The organism is Edaphobacter dinghuensis (assembly GCF_014640335.1).
Lineage (GTDB): Bacteria > Acidobacteriota > Terriglobia > Terriglobales > Acidobacteriaceae > Edaphobacter > Edaphobacter dinghuensis.
Map to the genome: position 1 here is coordinate 143,159 of NZ_BMGT01000002.1, position 19,339 is coordinate 162,497.

Annotated in this window: 16 protein-coding genes; 10 read left to right on the forward strand and 6 right to left on the reverse strand. The window is 54.4% G+C overall.

Annotation, left to right across the window (positions count from 1 at the left end):
• Positions 1 to 29: 29 nt before the first annotated feature.
• From IEW09_RS06245 to IEW09_RS06260, 4 genes are all read right to left on the reverse strand, one after another.
• The gene (locus IEW09_RS06245; protein WP_188553344.1) at positions 30 to 773 is read right to left on the reverse strand and encodes a secretin N-terminal domain-containing protein; all 744 of its coding nucleotides are present in this window, start codon (positions 771 to 773) and stop codon (positions 30 to 32) included.
• Between the two features lie 70 nt (positions 774 to 843).
• Positions 844 to 1,494: a hypothetical protein gene (locus IEW09_RS06250; RefSeq protein ID WP_188553345.1), complete on the reverse strand. Its 651-nt coding sequence runs from the start codon at positions 1,492 to 1,494 to the stop codon at positions 844 to 846.
• Positions 1,491 to 2,048 (reverse strand): RNA polymerase sigma factor, encoded by a 558-nt coding sequence (locus IEW09_RS06255; RefSeq protein WP_188553346.1) that lies wholly within the window; start codon positions 2,046 to 2,048, stop codon positions 1,491 to 1,493. The genes IEW09_RS06250 and IEW09_RS06255 overlap by 4 nt, the downstream gene beginning before the upstream one ends.
• A 169-nt stretch (positions 2,049 to 2,217) precedes the next feature.
• Positions 2,218 to 2,751 (reverse strand): septal ring lytic transglycosylase RlpA family protein, encoded by a 534-nt coding sequence (locus IEW09_RS06260; RefSeq protein ID WP_188553347.1) that lies wholly within the window; start codon positions 2,749 to 2,751, stop codon positions 2,218 to 2,220.
• 249 nt (positions 2,752 to 3,000) lie between these two features.
• Between IEW09_RS06260 and thiD the strand changes: the two genes are divergently transcribed.
• The 4 genes from thiD to thiS all read left to right on the forward strand — a co-directional run bounded on the left by thiD (position 3,001) and on the right by thiS (position 5,338).
• Entirely contained in the window at positions 3,001 to 3,798 is a 798-nt protein-coding gene (gene thiD / locus IEW09_RS06265) for a bifunctional hydroxymethylpyrimidine kinase/phosphomethylpyrimidine kinase (protein WP_188553348.1), read from the forward strand.
• Positions 3,799 to 3,886: 88 nt separating this feature from the next.
• Complete coding sequence (locus IEW09_RS06270) at positions 3,887 to 4,591, forward strand: hypothetical protein (RefSeq protein WP_188553349.1); 705 nt, start codon at positions 3,887 to 3,889, stop codon at positions 4,589 to 4,591.
• 131 nt (positions 4,592 to 4,722) lie between these two features.
• Complete coding sequence (locus IEW09_RS06275; protein WP_188553350.1) at positions 4,723 to 5,079, forward strand: hypothetical protein; 357 nt, start codon at positions 4,723 to 4,725, stop codon at positions 5,077 to 5,079.
• 34 nt (positions 5,080 to 5,113) lie between these two features.
• Positions 5,114 to 5,338: a sulfur carrier protein ThiS gene (gene thiS / locus IEW09_RS06280; RefSeq protein ID WP_188553351.1), complete on the forward strand. Its 225-nt coding sequence runs from the start codon at positions 5,114 to 5,116 to the stop codon at positions 5,336 to 5,338.
• Here thiS and IEW09_RS06285 read toward each other — a convergent pair whose 3' ends face one another.
• A complete protein-coding gene (locus IEW09_RS06285) occupies positions 5,339 to 6,502 on the reverse strand; it encodes a glycosyltransferase family 4 protein (protein WP_188553352.1) in 1,164 nt (387 codons plus the stop codon). It lies immediately after the preceding gene.
• Between the two features lie 148 nt (positions 6,503 to 6,650).
• On the opposite strand from IEW09_RS06285, the gene IEW09_RS06290 reads away from it, so the two are divergent.
• Positions 6,651 to 9,341, forward strand: a complete 2,691-nt coding sequence (locus tag IEW09_RS06290; RefSeq protein ID WP_229739147.1) for a glycoside hydrolase family 3 C-terminal domain-containing protein — start codon at positions 6,651 to 6,653, stop codon at positions 9,339 to 9,341.
• A gap of 95 nt (positions 9,342 to 9,436) precedes the next feature.
• Positions 9,437 to 10,648, forward strand: coding sequence for a tetratricopeptide repeat protein (locus tag IEW09_RS06295; protein WP_188553354.1), 1,212 nt, complete (start codon positions 9,437 to 9,439; stop codon positions 10,646 to 10,648).
• 198 nt (positions 10,649 to 10,846) lie between these two features.
• Here IEW09_RS06295 and IEW09_RS06300 read toward each other — a convergent pair whose 3' ends face one another.
• Entirely contained in the window at positions 10,847 to 14,278 is a 3,432-nt protein-coding gene (locus IEW09_RS06300) for a TonB-dependent receptor (RefSeq protein WP_188553355.1), read from the reverse strand.
• A gap of 469 nt (positions 14,279 to 14,747) precedes the next feature.
• On the opposite strand from IEW09_RS06300, the gene msrB reads away from it, so the two are divergent.
• The 4 genes from msrB to IEW09_RS06320 all read left to right on the forward strand — a co-directional run bounded on the left by msrB (position 14,748) and on the right by IEW09_RS06320 (position 19,332).
• Positions 14,748 to 15,203, forward strand: a complete 456-nt coding sequence (gene msrB / locus IEW09_RS06305; protein WP_188553356.1) for a peptide-methionine (R)-S-oxide reductase MsrB — start codon at positions 14,748 to 14,750, stop codon at positions 15,201 to 15,203.
• A 5-nt stretch (positions 15,204 to 15,208) separates the two neighbouring features.
• Positions 15,209 to 15,718 (forward strand): peptide-methionine (S)-S-oxide reductase MsrA, encoded by a 510-nt coding sequence (msrA, locus tag IEW09_RS06310; protein WP_188553357.1) that lies wholly within the window; start codon positions 15,209 to 15,211, stop codon positions 15,716 to 15,718.
• A gap of 390 nt (positions 15,719 to 16,108) precedes the next feature.
• Complete coding sequence (locus IEW09_RS06315; protein ID WP_188553358.1) at positions 16,109 to 17,629, forward strand: carboxypeptidase-like regulatory domain-containing protein; 1,521 nt, start codon at positions 16,109 to 16,111, stop codon at positions 17,627 to 17,629.
• A complete protein-coding gene (locus IEW09_RS06320) occupies positions 17,626 to 19,332 on the forward strand; it encodes a carboxypeptidase regulatory-like domain-containing protein (protein WP_188553359.1) in 1,707 nt (568 codons plus the stop codon). Before IEW09_RS06315 ends, IEW09_RS06320 begins: the two co-directional genes overlap by 4 nt.
• Positions 19,333 to 19,339: the final 7 nt, after the last annotated feature.

A 19,339-nucleotide genomic window follows, 5' to 3' on the forward strand; every position in this document is an offset into this window, starting at 1 on the left:
CCGTTTATCCCATTACTGCAAGGCACTCTTTATTTGATAGGGTTCATCTCTACCGCGACATCCAGACGCCTTGTGCTGCCGGGGATATCGAGCGATCCCAGCACCAGCGGCTTGCCTACGGTCAGAAACGATGTCCCTTGCAGGACGGTCTGCCGGATGATCGGGTCCTGCGGTCCGACGCCTGAAACCTGATCCGCAATGCTCGATTGCTCCACCTTGGAGCGCAGCCTTATGGCATCGGCGGACTCATCCAGCAGTACGTCGAAGTTCAGACCTGTGTCGATGTAGGTTACTTGTGTCTGGGTACCCGATTTTCCTCCATCGTAAGACCCAGTCACAATCGGTGTTCTGCTGCCCTGTTTCAGCGTTGTCCTCTCTCCCGAAATCACAATCATTGAGAAATGTTGAGTTCCGATACTCTTGCTCCCGTCCATTTCGGTAAAGGTATAGGTGAGTCGATAAGTCTTCCTTGGCTGATCAAGGTCTTTGATGATCTTTTCTACCAACGCAAGCTGGTCGGGGCTGGAGCGCACAATGATGGCATTTTCGCTGGAAACAAAGTCCACCTTGGCCGTGGGTGAGATCATGTTGCGGATAGCGACTAGGATCTCGTTGCCATCGGGCTCACGGACGACGTTGGTCAGGTGAAAGGTTTGGACCGTATCATCATTCGGCTTTGCAGGAGCGGAAGCAGGAGTAGATTGCGCCAATGCGCCAAGCGTACCGAGTGTTAAGGCCAAGGCCATCCCCAGAATCCCGTTTGTAAGTTTCATTGTCCATCTCCCTCTTCCGTGGCAGTTCGATTTCATTCCTTCTCCTTTTTGGGAACTTCGATTTTTATGGTCAAGATTTGTTCATCGCTTCTTGTGCCAACTTCTTCTTGTCCGCTTGTTCTTTGGTCAAAAGCCTAAAAAATCTGTCGAACTCTGCTCTCCGCTGCTCGTCTTGCGCAGCCCACTTCGCGGGGTCGATCGCTGCCAGTTCTTCCGGGGTGTGCGCACGGACGAAACGTACCAGCAGCTTCTCCTGCTCGGTCAATGGAAGGGGAGGCGCGGGGCGGCTGGGGGCGTTTACCTCACGCATGGCCAGCGACTCCTCGGGATCAATAGCCTCCAGCCTTCTCGGGTTCATTCTCCGCGGCGACCGGGTGACGATTGTGACTCTCTGGGGCTCTGCGTTTGCGGCCACTGCCGTTGAGTGGATGGGAGGCAACGGTGCCGAGGGAATTGCCTTGGCGGACTGGGTGGGAGCGTGGTGTCTCTGATGGAAAGCAGGAATCGTCAGAACGAGAGCCGCGATACCTGCTACCGCGCCCACATAGGCCACTGGCTTGACAGCAATCCAGGGCGGGAGCGTCGTGAGCCAGTTCCATCGGGTACTAGCCATCGCACGGCTCTGCACAGCATCCAAAATGCGGCGTTCCATCTCTGCAGGAGCTTCGGCATCCCGTAGACCTGCCAGCACCTTCTCTATGAGCTGATCGGGATCTCTCATCGTCTGTGCTCTCCTTTCTCCAGCCGTTCGCGCAGCCGTGTCCGCGCGCGAAAGAGTAATGCGCGAACCGCCGACTCGCTTCGGCCCAATACCTCTGCCATCTCTGCTGTTTCCAACTCTTCGATTGCGGAGAGCAGAAGGACGTGCCGCTCCCCTTTGGGAAGTCTCTCCATCTCGCGAAGGACGGCGTGCATCCGTTGCGCTTCGTCGAGTGCCTTGTCGGCAGGGACGCTGTTTGCGGCAAGCGTACCGATAAAGACCTCGTCCAACTGCTCTGGTCGTATGCGGCGACGGCGGTCGAGGGCGAGGTTCCACGCAATGCGGACCAGCCATACCCTCATGTCGCGGATTTCGGGAAGGGAGCGACGATGCTCAAGAACACGGACAAAGGCGTCCTGCACCACGTCTTCGGCCTCTGTCCGGCTACGCAGGACAGAATGAGCTACCCTAAACAGGAGTGCAGAGTATGTCTCCACCAGAGCAGCGAGATCGACCTCCGACCTCGCAATCTCCATGGAAGCCAAAGCCAAACTGTATCCCTCGAACGACGCCATAAGTCTCTTCTATGCTGACAGACGCGGGAGAGCGGCCAGCGCTCGATAATATTTGGCCTGAATGTATCGAAAGAGGCGTGAGGAGTTCTCTCTACCTCATAGAGCACAGGAAAAAGGGCGCGTCAGAAGACGAGCCCTTCAGGTTGTGCGATGGAAAGAGAGTTAGAGGCTATTGGCCATAGCGGCCGTTCGGCATGACCGGGATCTGGAGCTGGGCCAGAAGCTCTTGGGCGAGCTTGGGGTCGCCTCCGCGTACCGGCTCGAGCTTGACCTTGGCTAACCCGTGAATACCTACAGCGCGAGCAGCGGCGTAGGAGAGATCGACGATACGGTCGTCAGGCATCGGGCCGCGATCGTTCACGCGGACGAAGATGGATTTGTGGTTTCTGAGATTGGTAACCCTGATCCAGCTGCCGAGGGGCAGGCTGCGGTGGGCACAGGTGAGGGCATACATATTGAAGGGTTCGCCGTTGGCGGTAGTATGGCCCTGGAAGCGGGTGCCATACCAGGAAGCCTCTCCAATCTGATACCAGTGGTGCGTCTTTGCCTTCTGCCCGGTCTGGGTTGCAGATCCTTTTGTAGCCGGAGCAGGATCGCTTGCTGCTGAAGCGACACCGAAGGCCATCATCAATGTGACGACGACAACTCCGCCTTTCATCAAAGTGACCTTGCGGTCGCGTATTGTGGAAGGAATCAGTTTCATGCACGCTCCAGTAGTTATTGTCTTAAGTTGAATCAGCTAAGTCAAACGCCAGGAGCCATTTAAGTGGCAAAGCTGCTTGCAGGATCCAAACGTTTGTGCTAAAGAAATATGAAATGGGTCAGGCCGCTAATCGCCCGAATTAGGGGCTTTTAATGCTCGATTTACCCACTTTTAGGCATTTTGGCCATATTCTGTATTTTTTTTGACAAAGTTGCTAAAAAAGGCTCTTTTTTGGTTTTCCCCTCCAAAATGCGTACCGTACTGACGATTGCCGGGTTCGATCCTTCCTCGGGCGCCGGAGTGTCGGCAGACCTGATGGTGTTTGCGGCGCACGGCCTTTTTGGCACTTCGTGCATCACCAGCTTGACGGTACAGTCGACGGTTGAAGTACTGGCAGCGCATCCAATCCGCCCTGAGACGGTGCGTGCTACGCTCCACTGCCTGCATGGCGACCTGCCTGCTGCCGGTATCAAAATTGGGATGCTGGCGACGGAGGAGACCGTTGCCGCAGTGGCCGACTTTTTGAGTGAGATAAAGGACAGAGGGGACCGGGTTCCCGTGGTGCTGGATCCTGTGCTCAAGTCCAGCTCGGGAAGGGAACTACTTGAAGAAGATGGAGTTAGAACTATGCGGGAGAGGTTATTACCGCTGGTCGACTGGGTGACTCCTAATATAGATGAGCTGGAGATATTGACGGGAAGACGGGTAAAGGAGCGTGGGGACCTGCCCGGAGCAGCGCGGGGATTACAGCAAGAGTTCGGCAACTTGAGCGTCTTTGCGACCGGGGGGCACATGAAGCCGCCGGATGATTTTCTGCTCACTGCGGAGGGCGGGACATGGTGGCTGCCGGGAGTGCGCGTCGATTCGACCTCGACCCATGGGACGGGCTGTGCGCTTTCGAGTGCGCTGCTGAGCGGACTGGTTCTGGGCAAGAGCGCTTATGAGGCAGCGGTGGGAGCAAAGATCTATGTCGCCGAGGCGATTCGAACCGCTCCCGGACTGGGGCATGGGCATGGGCCATTGAATCATCTTTGGCCACTGGTGTGATTGTTGACGGGATCGTTATCTCGTTGAGAGGGAAACCTCCTATAATTTCGAGTTGCCGATGACTTCTACTTTGAAAGGAATCTCCTCTATGCGTCTCGCCCATGCTTCTTTATTTGTTGCAGCTTTCGCTCTTCTCGTTCCGGCTTTTGTGGGTGCACAGGCACAGGGAGATTCTTCGCGTTCGGTTGCCGATGGCGGTATTTCGGCGGCCGGATGGACAGGACAGATTGACGCCAACGCGGCCAAAGCGGGAAAGACGATTAAGGATGCGAAGCTCTCAGAGGATGGCGGTGTATTGCATGTGACCACCGGGCCAGCGGTGACGTATTGGAATCCCGCAGACACGGCATCGGGTGACTATACGGTAAGCGCCACGTTTAACGAGCCGAAGTACATGAACCTGAACACGCACCCGCATCCATATGGTGTTTTTATCGCCGGCAACGATATGGGCACCGATCAGCAGAGCGACCTTTACTGCGCTGCTTATGGCAACGGAACTTTCATCGTGCGAGGGTTCGGGCCCGCGTCGTTTCAGATGAATGGACGAGGTGCGCCGTCAGATGCGGTGCACAAGGCTGCAGGGGTGGGGCAGCCGGTAACGCAGACGATCGCGCTTTCGGTGAAGGGTAGCAAGGTGGAGTGCGCCATCAACGGCACAGTGGTTGCCAGCTATGACAAGTCCGAGCTGGTGACGGCAGGGAAGCTGAAGTCGACCGACGGCGTCTACGGGATCCGCTTTGCCCATAACACCGAAGGCACGGTCACTGGTCTGAAGGTGACCAAACCTTAGGGTGAAGGTTGGCAGGTGCCATTTTGGGAACATGCAAACTGTTGCAGTATGTTATTTTAGTTGACCCTCGTGCCATCAAAGGATGACAATCCACCTGCTGTTGGAATCTTAGGCTAAAGTCGCGAACAGCGATGCCGATAAAGATTCTGACGGAGGACTTGATTGGCATGGCACTGACTGCACCATTTCCTGATGCTGCCCGAATGACACGCACCGACGTCTTGCATGACGCCGAAGCAACCAAGCGGATCATTCGCAGGAGACCCACTCAGACACAGGGACAGGCGCTTGAAAAGCTGGGGCGCGCCATCGAGTACCTGATGGATTCGCGGATGGCGTTGATCGATGAGCCTTCTACCAAGGCCGATGCGGAAGCCCTGGAGATTCTGATGCGGTTGAATCGATGCGTCTTCTCCGAGTGTGAAGAGATCGTTCCGGTGGGTCGACGTCTAAAGGCATGGGTGCTGGCAAAGGTGCATGCCCATTAGAGCAGGTTGAATCTTTTGCTACCTTTAAAGAACGATGCCTCTTACGCTTGTTCTCAACGGTCAGCCCCGCACCTTCGATACTCTCTCCCAACCTGTAAGCCTTGATCTTGTCGTCGTAGAACTCGGGCTAAAGGGAGATCGCGTCGCGGTCGAGCACAATGGCGTGATTGTTCCACGGAGCGCGTGGGCACAGACGAGTGTTACGGCCGACGATCGACTGGAAGTCGTCCATTTTGTCGGCGGCGGTAGCCAGAGTTAATCAAACAGAGCGGTCAGCGATAAGGTTGCTGAGAACAGTCTCCCACTGATCGCCGTAGTCTTTCCAACCACCAAGACTCCGAACGCGCCGAAGAGCAGCTTCACTCATTCTTGTCTGCAATGCCGGATCATCGGCCAACTGCTGCATCCTCTCGGTGAGAGCAGTGACGTCGCGTATGGGAACGATGAAGCCTTCGACGCCATCGGTGAAGAGGTCTTCGCCACCGGTGTTGGTGGAGCAGAGAACAGGACAGCCGCAAGCGAGGGCCTGGCCCTGAACCAGAGCGAGACCTTCTTCGAGACTAGGAAGAACCATGACATGGCTGGTGCTCATGTACTGGGCCAGCGTCTCCTGTTTGACAGAACCCAGAAACTCCACGTTCTCCTGTGGCAGACGATTAAGTACGGTCTTGAGGTCAGGATGGAGCGCTCCCACGATGCGAAGACGCTTTGCCGGGTGACGCAACTTCGCAAAGGCTTCGAGTAGATAGGGAACTCCTTTGCGCAGGCCGACGGAGCCGGCGAAGAGAACCTGAAAGTGGTCGGCTGGCGGTTCGCCGGTGCGAGTGAAGCGTTCAAGCCGCACACCGTAGGGGATGACTCGAAGCTTATCGACAGGGACACCGCTTTCAACAAAAGAACGAGCAGCAAAGCGTGAGGGAACGGTGATGAGGTCCGCCATCTCGTAGATCTTCTCTTCGCGAATGGTGTCGCGGATGTCAGAGATGGGGCGATCGACACCCCAGCGGCGATATTCGTCAGCGACGAGCTGCTCCTGATAGCGCTGGTGCGATGAGCCGCGATCGCAGATAAACTTGCCGCCGCGCTGCTGAACGAGCCGTCCCGTCTTGAGTCCAGCACCGGAGAGGGCGATGAAGGCGTCACAGGGAGGGATGCGTTTGTATGTCCACTCGTCGAAGGCAAGCGCATTGGTATAGCCCAGTTGATCGCGCAGCCAGGTCGAATCGATGCGGGCGCGCAGCATGAGCATCTCCGTGGTGTGGAACCAGGGAAAAGTCTTTACTTTGGCATGATCGAGGCCCTCGCGTTTGAGCCGAGCCCAGGGCCAGGTGGAATAGATGACTTCGAGATGGCCACGCCGCTCGAGTTCGCGCGCGAGTTCGAAGTGATGAAAGACGCCAAAGACAGCCTGAACAATTCGCATGAGGGCTCGGGAGGAGGACTAAATCGATAGTACCAAAGCGAGGGAGACGAAAGATTGCAGGGATTTTAGGGTAACGTTTTCCGGAGTCGATTTTTAAGGCGTTTCGGGACCTTCTTGATGTATGCTTCCCCAGACACCTGGAGCCATAATGAAACGATTTAGTATTGCTGTTCTTGCACTTGTATCCGCGTCTACTTTTGCTCAATCGAAGCCTCCCGCTTACCTCGATCCGTCGTTGCCGGCGGCTGTGCGCGCCCACGATGTGGTCTCGAAGATGACGCTTGATGAAAAGGCTTCGCAGCTGGAAGATTGGGCGACGGCGATCCCGCGGCTGGGAATACCGGACTATCAGACGTGGAGTGAGGCCTTACATGGAGTGGCGAACTCGGGATTTGCCACCGTATTTCCGCAGGCAATTGGCATGGCGGCGACATGGGACCCTTCGATGGTACATGCGATGGGGAGCGTCATCTCGATTGAAGGACGCGCCAAATACAACGAGGCGCAGCGCGAGGGCAACCATCGCATCTTCTATGGGCTGACCTTCTGGTCGCCGAATATCAATATTTTTCGCGACCCGCGTTGGGGACGCGGACAAGAGACGTACGGCGAAGATCCGTTTTTGACCAGTCGCATGGGCGACGCATTTGTCGAGGGGGTGCAGGGGGACGATCCTGCGCATCCGGTTGCAATTGCCACAGCCAAACATTTTGCGGTGCACAGCGGGCCGGAGTCGCTGCGGCATGTCTTCAATGTCGATGTCAGCCCGCGCGATCTGGAAGAGACTTATCTGGCTGCGTTCCGCTCGCTGGTTGTGGACGGCCATGTGAAGTCGGTGATGTGCGCTTACAACGCTATTGATGGCACCGCTGCATGCGCCAACAAGATGCTGCTGCAAGACCATCTGCGCGGAGCGTGGGGTTTCAAGGGCTTTGTTGTATCGGACTGTGCTGCCATCGTCGACGTCACGCATGGGCATCACAATGCACCGGACATTATGCACTCCGCAGCCATCTCTATCGAAGCGGGTACTGACTTGTCGTGCAGCATATGGTCGCCGGGATTTAATACGCTTGCCGACGCTGTTCGCAAAGGCGTAGTTTCTGAAGATCTTTTGACACGTTCAGCAGAGCGCCTGTACACGGGGCGTTTTGAGCTTGGCATGTTTGGCATGCCGGGATCGAATCCCTACGACAAGATACCGTTTTCCGATGACGCCTCCGAGCAACATCGCCAGGCTGCCTTGAAGGCTGCAGAAGAGTCGATGGTGTTGTTAAAGAACAACGGCATCCTGCCCTTGCGGCCGACGGTGAAGAATATCGCTGTGGTTGGGCCGACCGCTGACCTGTTGGCTTCCTTGGAGGGAAATTACAACGGCGTGGCGCTGCACCCAGTCTCTCCGCTTGATGGTGTTGCCAAACAATTTCCTGAAGCGAAGATCCACTATGCGCAGGGCTCCATGTTGGCAGACGGAGTTGGAGTGCCGGTGCCGCGAACGGTCTTTGGCCCTGGACTGCGCACCGAATACTTCGCCACCACTGACTGGACAGGAAAGCCGGTTGCAGTGAGCACAGAGCCTGAGGTTCAGTCCGACTGGCGCGATGCCATGCCGAATCCAGAGATTCATACTCACAACTACTCTGTTCGCTGGAGCGGCAAGATGAGCGCACCGGCAGCAGGGAAGTACACGTTCATCTTTGAGGGTGGGTCGAACTTTCCCTACTCGCCAAAAGAGTCGTACCGATTCATGCTCGATGGCAAGGTGCTCTCGGAAGGAAGTCTTGATGGCGGCAAGCTGAACATGGGAGCGTTCACTGTGGCCAAGGGAGCGTCACCGACGGCACCTCCGGTGATGACCGGCTCTCGCCCGGCGCGAATCGAAGTCACCTTCGACGACACGAGGCCGCATGACTTCCAGCTTGAATATAGCCATTCTGGCGATCAGGCCGGAGGAAGCGCTGTGCTCAAGTGGGAGACTCCTGCTCAGGTTCAGGTAGATGAAGCGGTTGCCGCGGCAAAGGCATCTGACGTTGTGCTTGCCTTTGTCGGGCTTTCGCCACAACTGGAAGGCGAAGAGATGCCCATCAAGATTAAGGGCTTCGATGGTGGAGACCGTACCAGTATTGATCTTCCTGAATCGCAGAAGCAGATGCTCGAAGCTGTGGCTGCGACAGGAAAACCGGTGATCGTCGTCTCACTGAGCGGAAGTGCGCTGGCTCTATCCTGGGCAAAAGAACATGCTGCGGCGATTCTGCAGGCATGGTATCCAGGAGTCGATGGAGGCACGGCAATTGCGCGCACACTGGCAGGCGAGAATAATCCAGCTGGTCGCCTGCCAGTCACCTTCTATGCAAGTACAGATGACCTGCCAGCCTTTACCGACTACTCCATGAAGAATCGGACCTATCGCTACTTTACCGGCAAGCCGCTTTGGGGATTTGGCTATGGCTTGAGCTACTCTAACTTCCGCTATGGAGCGGTGAAGTTATCGTCTTCTTCCGTAGCCGCAGGACAGCCGCTGACTGCTACCGTCAGCGTGACGAATACCAGCGCAAGGGCGGGCGATGAGGTCATCGAAGCATATCTCAAAACACCACAGGTCGGTGGCCCCGAACGATCGTTGGTTGGATTCCAGAGAGTTCGTCTGAAAGCCGGCGAAAGCCGCCAGGTCTCTTTGGAGCTAAGCCCGCGTTCGCTTTCGAGTGTCGACGATAAAGGACAGCGCTCTATTCTTGCCGGTGAATACAAGCTGAGCGTGGGATCTGCACAGCCGATGGAGACAATGCATAAGTCAGAGGCAACCTTCAGCATTCATGGGACGGTCGAGCTTCCAAAATAAGAGCCGAGACGAATCATCCGTCCACTTTCGATCGTTGATGGATGATTCATTCGGGGCTATTCTCATCTATAACCAAAGATAGGATTCGCCCATTCATGGAAGAGTTATTTCTAAGATGTCTTCGAGACCGACGAAAAAAGAGGGCTCATCTTAGTCTGGATAGATTTGCCGCGCTCTTGCTTGGAGCAACGCTTCTGGCTGTTTCCTTACCTCTAACGGCACATGCACAGCAGGACGAGTTCAAACGTGCGGTCGAACTAACCCAGGCTGGACATCTGCACGATGCCGAGTTAGCGTGGCGCGAGTTGGCTCGAACACATCCGACGAGCGCAGAGGTGCACTCGGGGCTGGGAGTTGTTCTTGCACAGCAGGGCAACCTACAAGAAGCGACTACCGAATACAAGCGAGCGTTGGCACTTAATCCAAAGTTAAAGGGAATCTCGTTCAACCTTGGACTTTCTGAGTTCAAGCAAGGACACTTCACCGCAGCGATTAAGCCATTGATGGCTGCCGAGGCAGAAGACCCACAGGATAACCGTAGTGGGTTGTTACTTGGGATGAGTTACTTTGGCTTACATGACTATGCGAAGGCCGTACCGTATCTACAGACCTCGAGTTCCTCTGATCCGTCCAATATCGAGTTACATACGGTGTTAGCGCAGAGTTGCCTGTGGAGCGCGCAATATACCTGCGCGATGGCGGAGTACAAAGCTATTTTGAGTGCGAATCCTGACTCTGTGCAAGCCCATATGCTGCTTGGACAGGCACTGGACAGCTTGAATAAACATTCTGAGGCAATCACGGAATTAGAGACCGCAGCTCACATTGCTCCTGCAGAGCCGAACGTTCACTTTGAGCTTGGTTATCTCTACTACGCGGCTCATGACTATGAGCACGCTGAGCCGCAATTTGAGCTTGAGTTGAAGAATAATGCGGAGAATGCTCAGGCTTTAACCTATCTGGCTGATATCAAAATACGTAGCAATGATGATACGGCGGCTGAAGCTTTGTTGGTCAAAGCTATCCAATTACAAAACAATATCCGACTCGCTTATTTAGACCTTGGAATTGTGTATGCCAATCAGAAGAAGAATCGGGATGCGATCAAAGCCCTTATTCGTGCTGAAGAGCTCGATCCTAAGGAGCCGGATGCTCATTACAGGCTAGGACGCGTTTACATGGCTCAGGGCGAAAAGCAAAAGGCCAATCAGGAGTTTCTGAAGACGAAAGAGCTGCATAACCAGACGACAGAGTCGTTGATTCAGAAAGTAACTGGAAGCGAAGGCCGGCCTTCATCAGCGCAGTAATAACGTGTCTTTGCTATTTGCATCATTGAAAAGTTATTGCTGGCATTTGGTATATTCCAGCAGTTCTACTGCGAGACGAGTAAGTCCGGCCAAGTCTCGATATTCGCTGGATCAGTGGAATATGTCGAAAAGACTGGACTTTGCATTAAATAAAAATTGCGCTCTGAGGTGCTCTTCCGCACCTCAGAGCGCAGCGGGTTAGAAGAGTAATTTTCCACCAAACTGGAAGCTTCGCGCATCCCAGGCTGAGGTGGCCTGACCGAAGTTGCTATCGGTAAAGCCGCTATCCAAATTCTGAAACTGGGTATGGTTGAAGGCATTGAAGACGTCAGCGCGAATCTGGAGCCTAAGCGCCTCTCCAATGAGAGGAAATGATTTGAAGAGCGTAAAGTTGGTGTTGAAGCGACCTGGGCCAACGACCGCATCCTTTCCGGAGGTTCCAAAGCCTGCATTGACTCCGCCAGGAGAGCCAGTAGCCCATGCCGCAATGGGTGCCATGAACGCTGCAGTATTGAAGTACTTCTTTTGCGTCTTAGGACCGCTCGTAGATACACCTACAACTCGGTTGGCACGGTTGGTGGTACCGCCTCCGAGACCAATCGTATCGGTTCCATAGCCTACGGAGACCGGCGTTCCGGTATTCGCGATGGTGATGCCGGAGATCTGCCAGCCGCTCAGAGCCTGTCGTTCAAGGAGATTGCCGTTCTTGAAGAAAGGAACGGTGTAGATGTAGTTCGTGCTGAAGATATGACGCTCGTCCAGCGATCCTGAGGCGCGATCGTAGGTTGGGTTGAAGGGATTCGAGAGTGTAGTGAGGTCGGAGTTTGCGAGATCGATCTCATGCGACCATGTATAGGAGACCTGCACGGTGAAGCCACGCCGATTTTCTACACGAAGCCCAGCCTGAAGCGAGTTGTAGTTGGCATTGGTTGTTTGCTCTTCCTGCGTGATGCCAGCGTAACCCAGGTATTGCCTGTACTGGTTAGGGGAGACCGTGCCACCTGCAACTGCCTGTCGTATGGACAGACTGGTATTCAAAGGAAGAGTGTTGATGGCCCGGTCGTCGTTCTGATGCCAGCCAGATGTGCCCACATATTGCAGTACGCCTACGATAGAAGGAGCGACCTCTCGCTGCACGCCGAGACTGTACATGGCAACTCCGGGAGCAGGATAGTTGTAGGCTAGGTTTGTAAGGCTTGCCGGGAAGATGGCTGCAGCCGCAGCCTGACCGGTTTGATTACTCTTCGTAGGACTGGAGAAGTACACGTTATTTGCGGCAGGCTGATAAGAGAAGGGTGGATTGCCGCCAGCGTTGTAGACATCGTTGCCCTGAATTCGCTCGAAGAAGATACCAATACCTCCGCGAATTACTGTTTTGCCATTGCCGGTTATATCGTAGGCGAAGCCTAGACGCGGCTGAACCGTGTTGTAGGGATTTTTGACTGCGCCACGCGGGAAGCCGTTAACTCCAGCGATCTGGACACCATTGAGGTAGAACGGCGCAGGAGCTCCAGCCGGTTGGCTGAAGCCGGGATTCGAGGGGTTGAGAGTACTCCCATCGGCATTGAAGGGATTTCCGTAAGAGGTGTTGTAGTCCGACGGCACAAAGTTAGCGAAGCGGTTGTTTCGCTCAAATGCATGTGGCAACGCGTCATAGCGAATGCCAAGGTTGAGAGCCAACCTTCTGAGTGGCTTCCAGTTATCCAAGACATAGAAGGAGTAGGTATTGTTTACCCAGTGCGGTGTGTTGAGAGCCTGAAGCTGTGTGTATGAGTTGGCAAAGCCCAACAGAAAGTTCACATAAGAATCGCCAGAGTAAGAGCCGGCAGTGAAGCCATATGTTCCCTGTGTATTGAACTGAAGCTGCTGATTTTTGATGAAGTGCATGTATGAGAAGCCGAACTTGAAGTTGTGCGCTCCGTGCGACCAGGACAGGTCATCGCGAGTCTGGTAGTCCATCGCGGCGTTCTTCCATGGGAAGTACTGCGAGCTCCAGGTTGTGCCGTATGGGGCACCAAGATCAATCTCGGGGAGTCGATTCAGTGCATTATTTCCTGTGAAGAAGCTGCCCGCGTTCCATCCTGTTGGTTGAGCAAATGTTCCAACAGGGGTAAAGGTAAGCTTGTTGCCATCGAAGTTGAAAGCGGTCTCGTTCAACAGATTGGGAGAGATGGTCTGTGTTAACTTGACCACGGCAGCCCAAGCCGGATTGTTCATCACGCTGCCTACTGTGGGATAGGAGTCGTTGCTCCAAAGAGGAGGATATTTGGTTTGGGTGTTGGCGTCGTGAATATAGTGACCCATCAACTGAAGCTTTGAGTTGATGGCATGATCGATGCGGACCAGATCTTCTCGCACATACGTTGGAGCGCTGATCGACGCAACGAATGTATTCGTTCCATCCGGTGAGTTGGGTTTGGGAAATGCACCCGTGCCCATGAATAGGACGGCATTGGGATCGAGCAGGTTGGCGGGAATTGTGTTGTTAGGGAACGGGCTTCCCGGAGTTAGATGATCAGCGCTATAGAGCGCTAGCTTGGCGGGATCATTCGTCACCGGAACAACAGGAACCGTACCGCTGGAGGGCGGTGTATAGACGAGTGCCTGGCCGGCAGTGGGGAAGTCCGAAGCAGGAATTGTCGTTGTTCGAGTTGGCGCACTGCCACGAATCTCGCGGCGGCCCTCTTCGTTGAAGAAAAAGAAGGTTCTGTCGCGGTGTTGGTTATAGAGGTGGGGAATAAAGAGAGGACCGCCGATGTTGCCGCCGAAGATGTTTACTCGCAGCTCCGGCTTGGGGCTTCCATTCAGCTTGGTGATGTAGTTGTTCGCATCGAAGGCATCGTTGCGATTGAACTCCCAGATACCACCATGAAACCTTTGGGCTCCAGACTTCAGTACCATCAGAATCTGGCCGCCCGATCCAATACCGTAGTCAGGGCTGTAGTTGCTGTTCAGCGTCTGAAATTGAGAGATGGCATCCTGAGAGACGAGAATGCTGAAGCAGCCGCCGCAGCCGCGGTCGTAGATCTCCCCACCGTCGACAAGATAAATGTTATGGCTGGGGCGCGTTCCGTTGAAGCTGATGCCGTTGCCGGCGGTCAGAGCATTGACGCCGTTATAGTCGGGAAGATTATTGGAGACACCGGTGCCGAGCACGGCCAGTGCAGTGATGTTGCGGCCATTGGTCGCCAACTCGGAGACCTGGCTACCCGAGATGAGGTTGCTCACCTCGCTGGTCTCAGTTTGAACTCGCAGGGCATTCGCCTCGACGGAGACGGTCTGCTGTGAGCTGCCGACAGAGAGCACGACATTCTCCTGCAGAGTCTGCGCTACGTTCAGCACGATGCCGCTGGTCGAAGAGACTTGAAATCCGGAAGCAGTTACGGTGAGGGTGTAGTGGCCGATGCCGAGACCGGTAAAGTTGAATATTCCCGATCCATTCGTGACGGTGGTGTGAGATTCGTTGGTTTCAGCGTTGACCAGCTTTACAGAGGCGTTGGGGACGACAGCACCAGAAGGATCTGTCGCTGTGCCGTTGAGAGTTGCGTTCTCCTGAGCATTCGCAAAGGGCATGCAGAGCAAGATCATCATTAGACCTGCAAAAAGAGAAAGAAAACGTACGTGCTTCATGAAATCACCTTCCGTATGAGTCGAATTTCGGTTTCGTCTATCGGTTCAGGTAAATGTTTACCCTAAAGGGAGTCACGCATCTGTTGATCGAATCTGGTCTCACTATTTAGATCTAATTTTGTGTCTCGAGCACTCTAGAGATGAGGCGTGGGCTTCGTCAAGCATTAAATGAAGAAGCAGGATAAGTTAAAGCGGTTAAATAATTGGTCCAACAAGTAGCATATTTGGACGATGAGATGTTTATCCGGATGAATTAGGATGGAAAACATCGATAACAATGGAAGAAAAATCTATGAGTAATCGTTATCAGAAGAGGCCTTTTTTTCTGACAAGGGACATCGAGCCACGATGATTCTGCTTACAGCAGAGATCTTTCGCGATTGAAGCGCGTCGTTATCTACCATCTCTAAATAATCGGCAGACGGCTTCGCTGTAGACTTGGTTGAAGGCTCACTGTGAGGGAGCGTCAATGCCAAATTATGCGAAGACCGCCGAGGCCGTCTCCCGGCTTTCTCCTGAAGAGTTCAGAGTCACCCAGAAGAACGGAACAGAACGCCCCTTTGAGAATGCCTACTGGGATCATGATGAGCCCGGGCTCTATGTCGATATTGTGTCGGGCGAACCGTTGTTCTCGTCGCTCGATAAATTTCATAGCAACTGCGGTTGGCCGAGCTTCACCAAGCCGGTTGATCCTGCAAATGTAGACGAACGCCCTGATGGAAGCCACGGCATGAACCGGACAGAGGTACGTTCGAGTCATGGCGATAGCCACCTGGGACACGTCTTCGATGATGGCCCGAGAGACGCCGGCGGCTTACGATACTGCATCAACTCTGCCTCGCTGCGCTTCATTCCTCTTGATGAGCTTGAGAGCGAAGGCTATGGCAACTATCTCAACCTGTTTGAGCCACAGAAAGGGAAGTAACGATCATGGCATCCTCCAATGAACGTGCAATCCTCGCCGGTGGCTGTTTCTGGGGGATGCAGGACCTGCTCCGGCGATACCCGGGCGTTATCTCTACCCGCGTTGGATATACCGGTGGCGACGTTCTCAATGCGACCTATCGTAATCATGATCGTCATGCCGAAGCCATTGAAATAGTCTTCGATCCCGAGAAGCTCACTTACCGACGGCTTCTGGAGTTCTTCTTTCAGATTCACGACCCGACGACCTTGAACCGTCAAGGAAACGACATAGGGACGAGCTATCGCTCGGCGATCTTTTATACGACCGCCGAACAGAAGAAGATCGCTGAAGAGACCATCGCCGACGTCAATGCGTCCGGGCTATGGCCAGGTAAGATGGTCACCGAGGTAGTTCCAGCCGGAGCCTTCTGGGAGGCAGAACCGGAGCACCAGGATTATCTGGAGCGCATTCCCAATGGATACACCTGCCACTTTGTTCGGAAGAACTGGGTGCTTCCGCGGCGAGCAATCTAATCAATCCGAGTTCTAGATGCGATGGAGCCGCAGCTCATCGAGCGACTGTCTAGCAGGGCAGGTTTAGTTTATGACTTCAATATACATAATATGTGTTATCGGACATTATTGTCGTATCTAAAATTAGAGCTATTTCTTGTAAAGTATGGCAATTATTCTGGTTGTCCGTCTGGCTATGATGGTAGTCTCTGTGAGCTTCCCTGCATATATGCTGGGTTTTAATATTGGCTCAGGGTACATCTATGTCTCACAAATTCCAGATCGAATAGTCTCATTGCTGAGCCCATGAGAGACTCCGTGCTACCAGTCTGGATTCAATGTCATCTTCGGCACTGCGCTCTCGTGCTTTGCCTCCTTGGAGCATCGCCCCTTGCGCTGTCTCAGACACAGATGAGCGCTCAGGCCGGATCGGATTCGACTGGTCCCATCACAATCTCAGGACGAGTCGTCAATGCGAGCTCCGGCCAGCCGATCGCCCGTGCCCTTGTGCGTTTCGGCAACTGGGCAATGCTTACCACCTATGACGGAAAATTTGAGTTCGACCAAGTCACTGATACGAATGGCTTCCTGATGGCAAACAAGCCCGGGTTCTATAGCGGTATCGCACCTGGCGCTTCGTCTGGTGTCTATCTACAGGCGAGCAATGCTGCCACCCCTCAGGTACTGCGACTCTATCCTGAGGCTCTCTTTACCGGAACGGTGACAGAGCCCGACGGCAATCCTCTGAGCCATATACTGGTCAGCGCCAGAAGAAGCACGTTCAATGGCTCCAGCCATACCTGGATACCGGTTGCCCAGACCCAAACCGATTTGCATGGCCGATTTCGATTACCGGTACCCTCTGGAGACTACAAGCTGGTCACAATGTACCTTCCGCGAGTCAATGATACGAATGAAGCTGTTTTGCCAGTGATACTTCCATCTGAAAATTCATCTAATGCTTTAGATTTTATTCATATTCGAAGTGGCGAAGAACAGCACTACGATCTTCACCCGGCTACCAGTCGTTCCTACACCGTTACTGCGACCTTTGACTTGGCCGAGGGCCGCGGCTTCCCAAGGATCATTGCGCGTTCGAGTAACGGTGGCACTATCTCTCTGCCTATCCACTCTTCGCATGGCGAAGACGGAGGAGTCGTCAAGATGGAGCTTCCCAGTGGAACCTATACCCTGATCGCCAGTTCGAGATCGCCCGATGGGATCGTCGAGGGGCAGACAACCGTGACAGTGGCCGACCATGATGTCTCAGGCGTCGTCTTTCACCTTGAACCCGTGCCTATGCTTCCGGTTGAGTTCCAGGTAGATGGGACCGCAACGTCTGATAATCCGCAACCTAGCCTGATGCAGTTTGGGCTGACCCTTGAAGATAGCCAGTCTGATCCCGACAACTTCTCTTTCTCTATCCCGCTAACTGCGCAGCGTGGAGGCAACATGAGTTTTACGGCATCGTCTGGAAGCTATCGACTGCGTGCGCGTAACGATCAGGGTGCCTGGTATATCAAGTCGATAAATTACGGCACTTCTGATCTTCTGCAGCAAGAGCTTGTAGTCGGCCCCGGTTCGGGCGGTACGCCAATTCGAGTCACCGTAAGCGATCAGACATCGAGTCTTCAAGGAACCTGTAAGCTGTCAGGTATTCAAGCACCCTGTTGGGTCTATCTGATTCCGACAACACCCAGCGCGGTAACGGTCTTTTCCGCACACAGCAATAATCAGGGTATCTATAGTTATACCCATTTGCCGCCAGGAAGCTACCAGGCCATCGCGTTTGAGCAGGTCCATCCTGTCGACTATACAGATGCGGCGACGCTTACGCCTTTTATCACACACGTTCGCTCTATCACTCTAAATGCCGGGGAGAAACCTACGCTTGATCTGGATGCAGTCTCCGAGGAGGAGATGACTCCATGAGGCTAACTTCCCTGCTTAAGATTCTGACCTTTGCATTTGCTGCGAGCGGGCTGCTTGCTGGAGCACAGGTCAAGACACCGCCTTCGTATCGCATTACAGGTATCGTCGTCAGTAGTATTGATGGAGCTCCTGTTCCGCATAGCCATCTGACTGCCACGCTCGTTCCTCAAGGAGCACATACAGCAGGACGTCAATTCCCTTCTTCGCTTGGGACATTTGATACAGATGAACATGGCCGATTTTCCATCGCGTTACCTTCAGCCGGAATGTGGCGGATCGTCGGCAGCGCCCGCGGATATGTCACACAGGCCTATGACGAGCATCAACTTTATTCGAGCGGTGTTGTCCTGACAGCAGCTTCTCCTGTGATCGACCTTCGCTTTCAACTCTCGCCTGAAGCTGTCATTACAGGGACTGTTCTCGATGAGGCCGGCGAAGCTGTTCGCAACGCCCAGGTTTCGCTATTAGAACTAAACCCACCGGAACCGGACTCGGCTCCAGCGGCGGAACGTACCCACGCCAGCGCATCAACTGACGACCGCGGCTCGTACGAGTTCGATGGCCTGCAGCCAGGCGACTACCGTATCAGGGTACAGGCACAAGCGTGGTACGCCATCGCCGCACAGCAAGGCCCCATCAATACCGAATCAGGTCAACATCAGGTGGACCCCGCGCTGGATGTGACGTATCCACTCACATGGTATCCCGGCACCAGTGATCCCACTCAAGCCGAGACGCTGGAGCTTCATGCTGGAGATCTCCGGCAGGCGGACTTTCAGCTTATCCCTGTTCCGTCCGTGCATCTGCATATCGTGCCCGAGACGAGCGTAGATGCAAATGGACGGAGGATGCCAACTTATCCGATGGTCGAGCGAATCTCCGCTGGCGAAGATAACTTCGTCCCGGTTTCCATGCATATCGACCCACAGGGCACCATCGATATTGGCGGGCTTGCTCCCGGCGAATACGAGGTGAGACTGCAAGGACCGGGACAGACCGTCAAGCCCGCAATCGTCAACCTGTCTGAGGGTGCCGCTCAGACGTTAGATATGAGCGCCGCGCCGAGCATGGCCAGCGTCACGGTTCATCTCGACGGTCTTGCAGGAGCTGACGTTGATTCCGTAAGGGTCAACTTCATTAATCCGGAAGATGGGCACAACGTTGCGCGCGATAATGCCGGCGCTTATTTTCTCTCCGGCTCGTTTTTACAACGCAGGCAACGTGCGCCTAATCGTACGATTGAGATTCCACCAGGACGCTACGAGGTCGTACTCGAAGGCAAAGCCAACCTTTACCTCACAGGGATTACAGCTCAGTCAGCCCAGGCCAACGGGCGGTTTGTCACGGTGCCCAGCGGCGCTTCAATACTTACCCTACACATCGCTGATGGAAGGTCTACGCTTACCGGCACCGCAATGATGCAGGGCAAGCCCTCGATCGGAGCCATGGTGCTTCTGATTCCAGCGACCCTGGGAGAACCGGACAACTTCAAGATCGTACGACTTGACCAGACGAACACGGACGGCAGCTTCGAGCTGGATGATGTGCTACCCGGCCAATACATCCTGCTCGCGATCGATCATGGCTGGCAGATTAACTGGAAAGATCCTTCGACGCTTCGTGGCTACTTGATGCACGGTATTCCTGTAGATCTGGCCTCGACGCAATCGCTAAGGGAGACTGTTGAGACGCAGGCGCCCTAACACGACC

Bases quoted from the DNA above. Each gene is read 5' to 3' on its own strand.
- IEW09_RS06255 (WP_188553346.1), bottom strand. From the start codon at position 2,048: ATGGCGTCGTTCGAGGGATACAGTTTGGCTTTGGCTTCCATGGAGATT.
- msrA (WP_188553357.1), top strand. From the start codon at position 15,209: ATGGCATCCTCCAATGAACGTGCAATCCTCGCCGGTGGCTGTTTCTGG.
- IEW09_RS06260 (WP_188553347.1), bottom strand. From the start codon at position 2,751: ATGAAACTGATTCCTTCCACAATACGCGACCGCAAGGTCACTTTGATG.
- IEW09_RS06300 (WP_188553355.1), bottom strand. From the start codon at position 14,278: ATGAAGCACGTACGTTTTCTTTCTCTTTTTGCAGGTCTAATGATGATC.
- IEW09_RS06315 (WP_188553358.1), top strand. From the start codon at position 16,109: ATGAGCGCTCAGGCCGGATCGGATTCGACTGGTCCCATCACAATCTCA.
- thiD (WP_188553348.1), top strand. From the start codon at position 3,001: ATGCGTACCGTACTGACGATTGCCGGGTTCGATCCTTCCTCGGGCGCC.
- thiS (WP_188553351.1), top strand. From the start codon at position 5,114: ATGCCTCTTACGCTTGTTCTCAACGGTCAGCCCCGCACCTTCGATACT.
- IEW09_RS06290 (WP_229739147.1), top strand. From the start codon at position 6,651: ATGAAACGATTTAGTATTGCTGTTCTTGCACTTGTATCCGCGTCTACT.
- IEW09_RS06275 (WP_188553350.1), top strand. From the start codon at position 4,723: ATGCCGATAAAGATTCTGACGGAGGACTTGATTGGCATGGCACTGACT.
- IEW09_RS06270 (WP_188553349.1), top strand. From the start codon at position 3,887: ATGCGTCTCGCCCATGCTTCTTTATTTGTTGCAGCTTTCGCTCTTCTC.
- msrB (WP_188553356.1), top strand. From the start codon at position 14,748: ATGCCAAATTATGCGAAGACCGCCGAGGCCGTCTCCCGGCTTTCTCCT.
- IEW09_RS06250 (WP_188553345.1), bottom strand. From the start codon at position 1,494: ATGAGAGATCCCGATCAGCTCATAGAGAAGGTGCTGGCAGGTCTACGG.
- IEW09_RS06320 (WP_188553359.1), top strand. From the start codon at position 17,626: ATGAGGCTAACTTCCCTGCTTAAGATTCTGACCTTTGCATTTGCTGCG.
- IEW09_RS06285 (WP_188553352.1), bottom strand. From the start codon at position 6,502: ATGCGAATTGTTCAGGCTGTCTTTGGCGTCTTTCATCACTTCGAACTC.
- IEW09_RS06295 (WP_188553354.1), top strand. From the start codon at position 9,437: ATGGAAGAGTTATTTCTAAGATGTCTTCGAGACCGACGAAAAAAGAGG.
- IEW09_RS06245 (WP_188553344.1), bottom strand. From the start codon at position 773: ATGAAACTTACAAACGGGATTCTGGGGATGGCCTTGGCCTTAACACTC.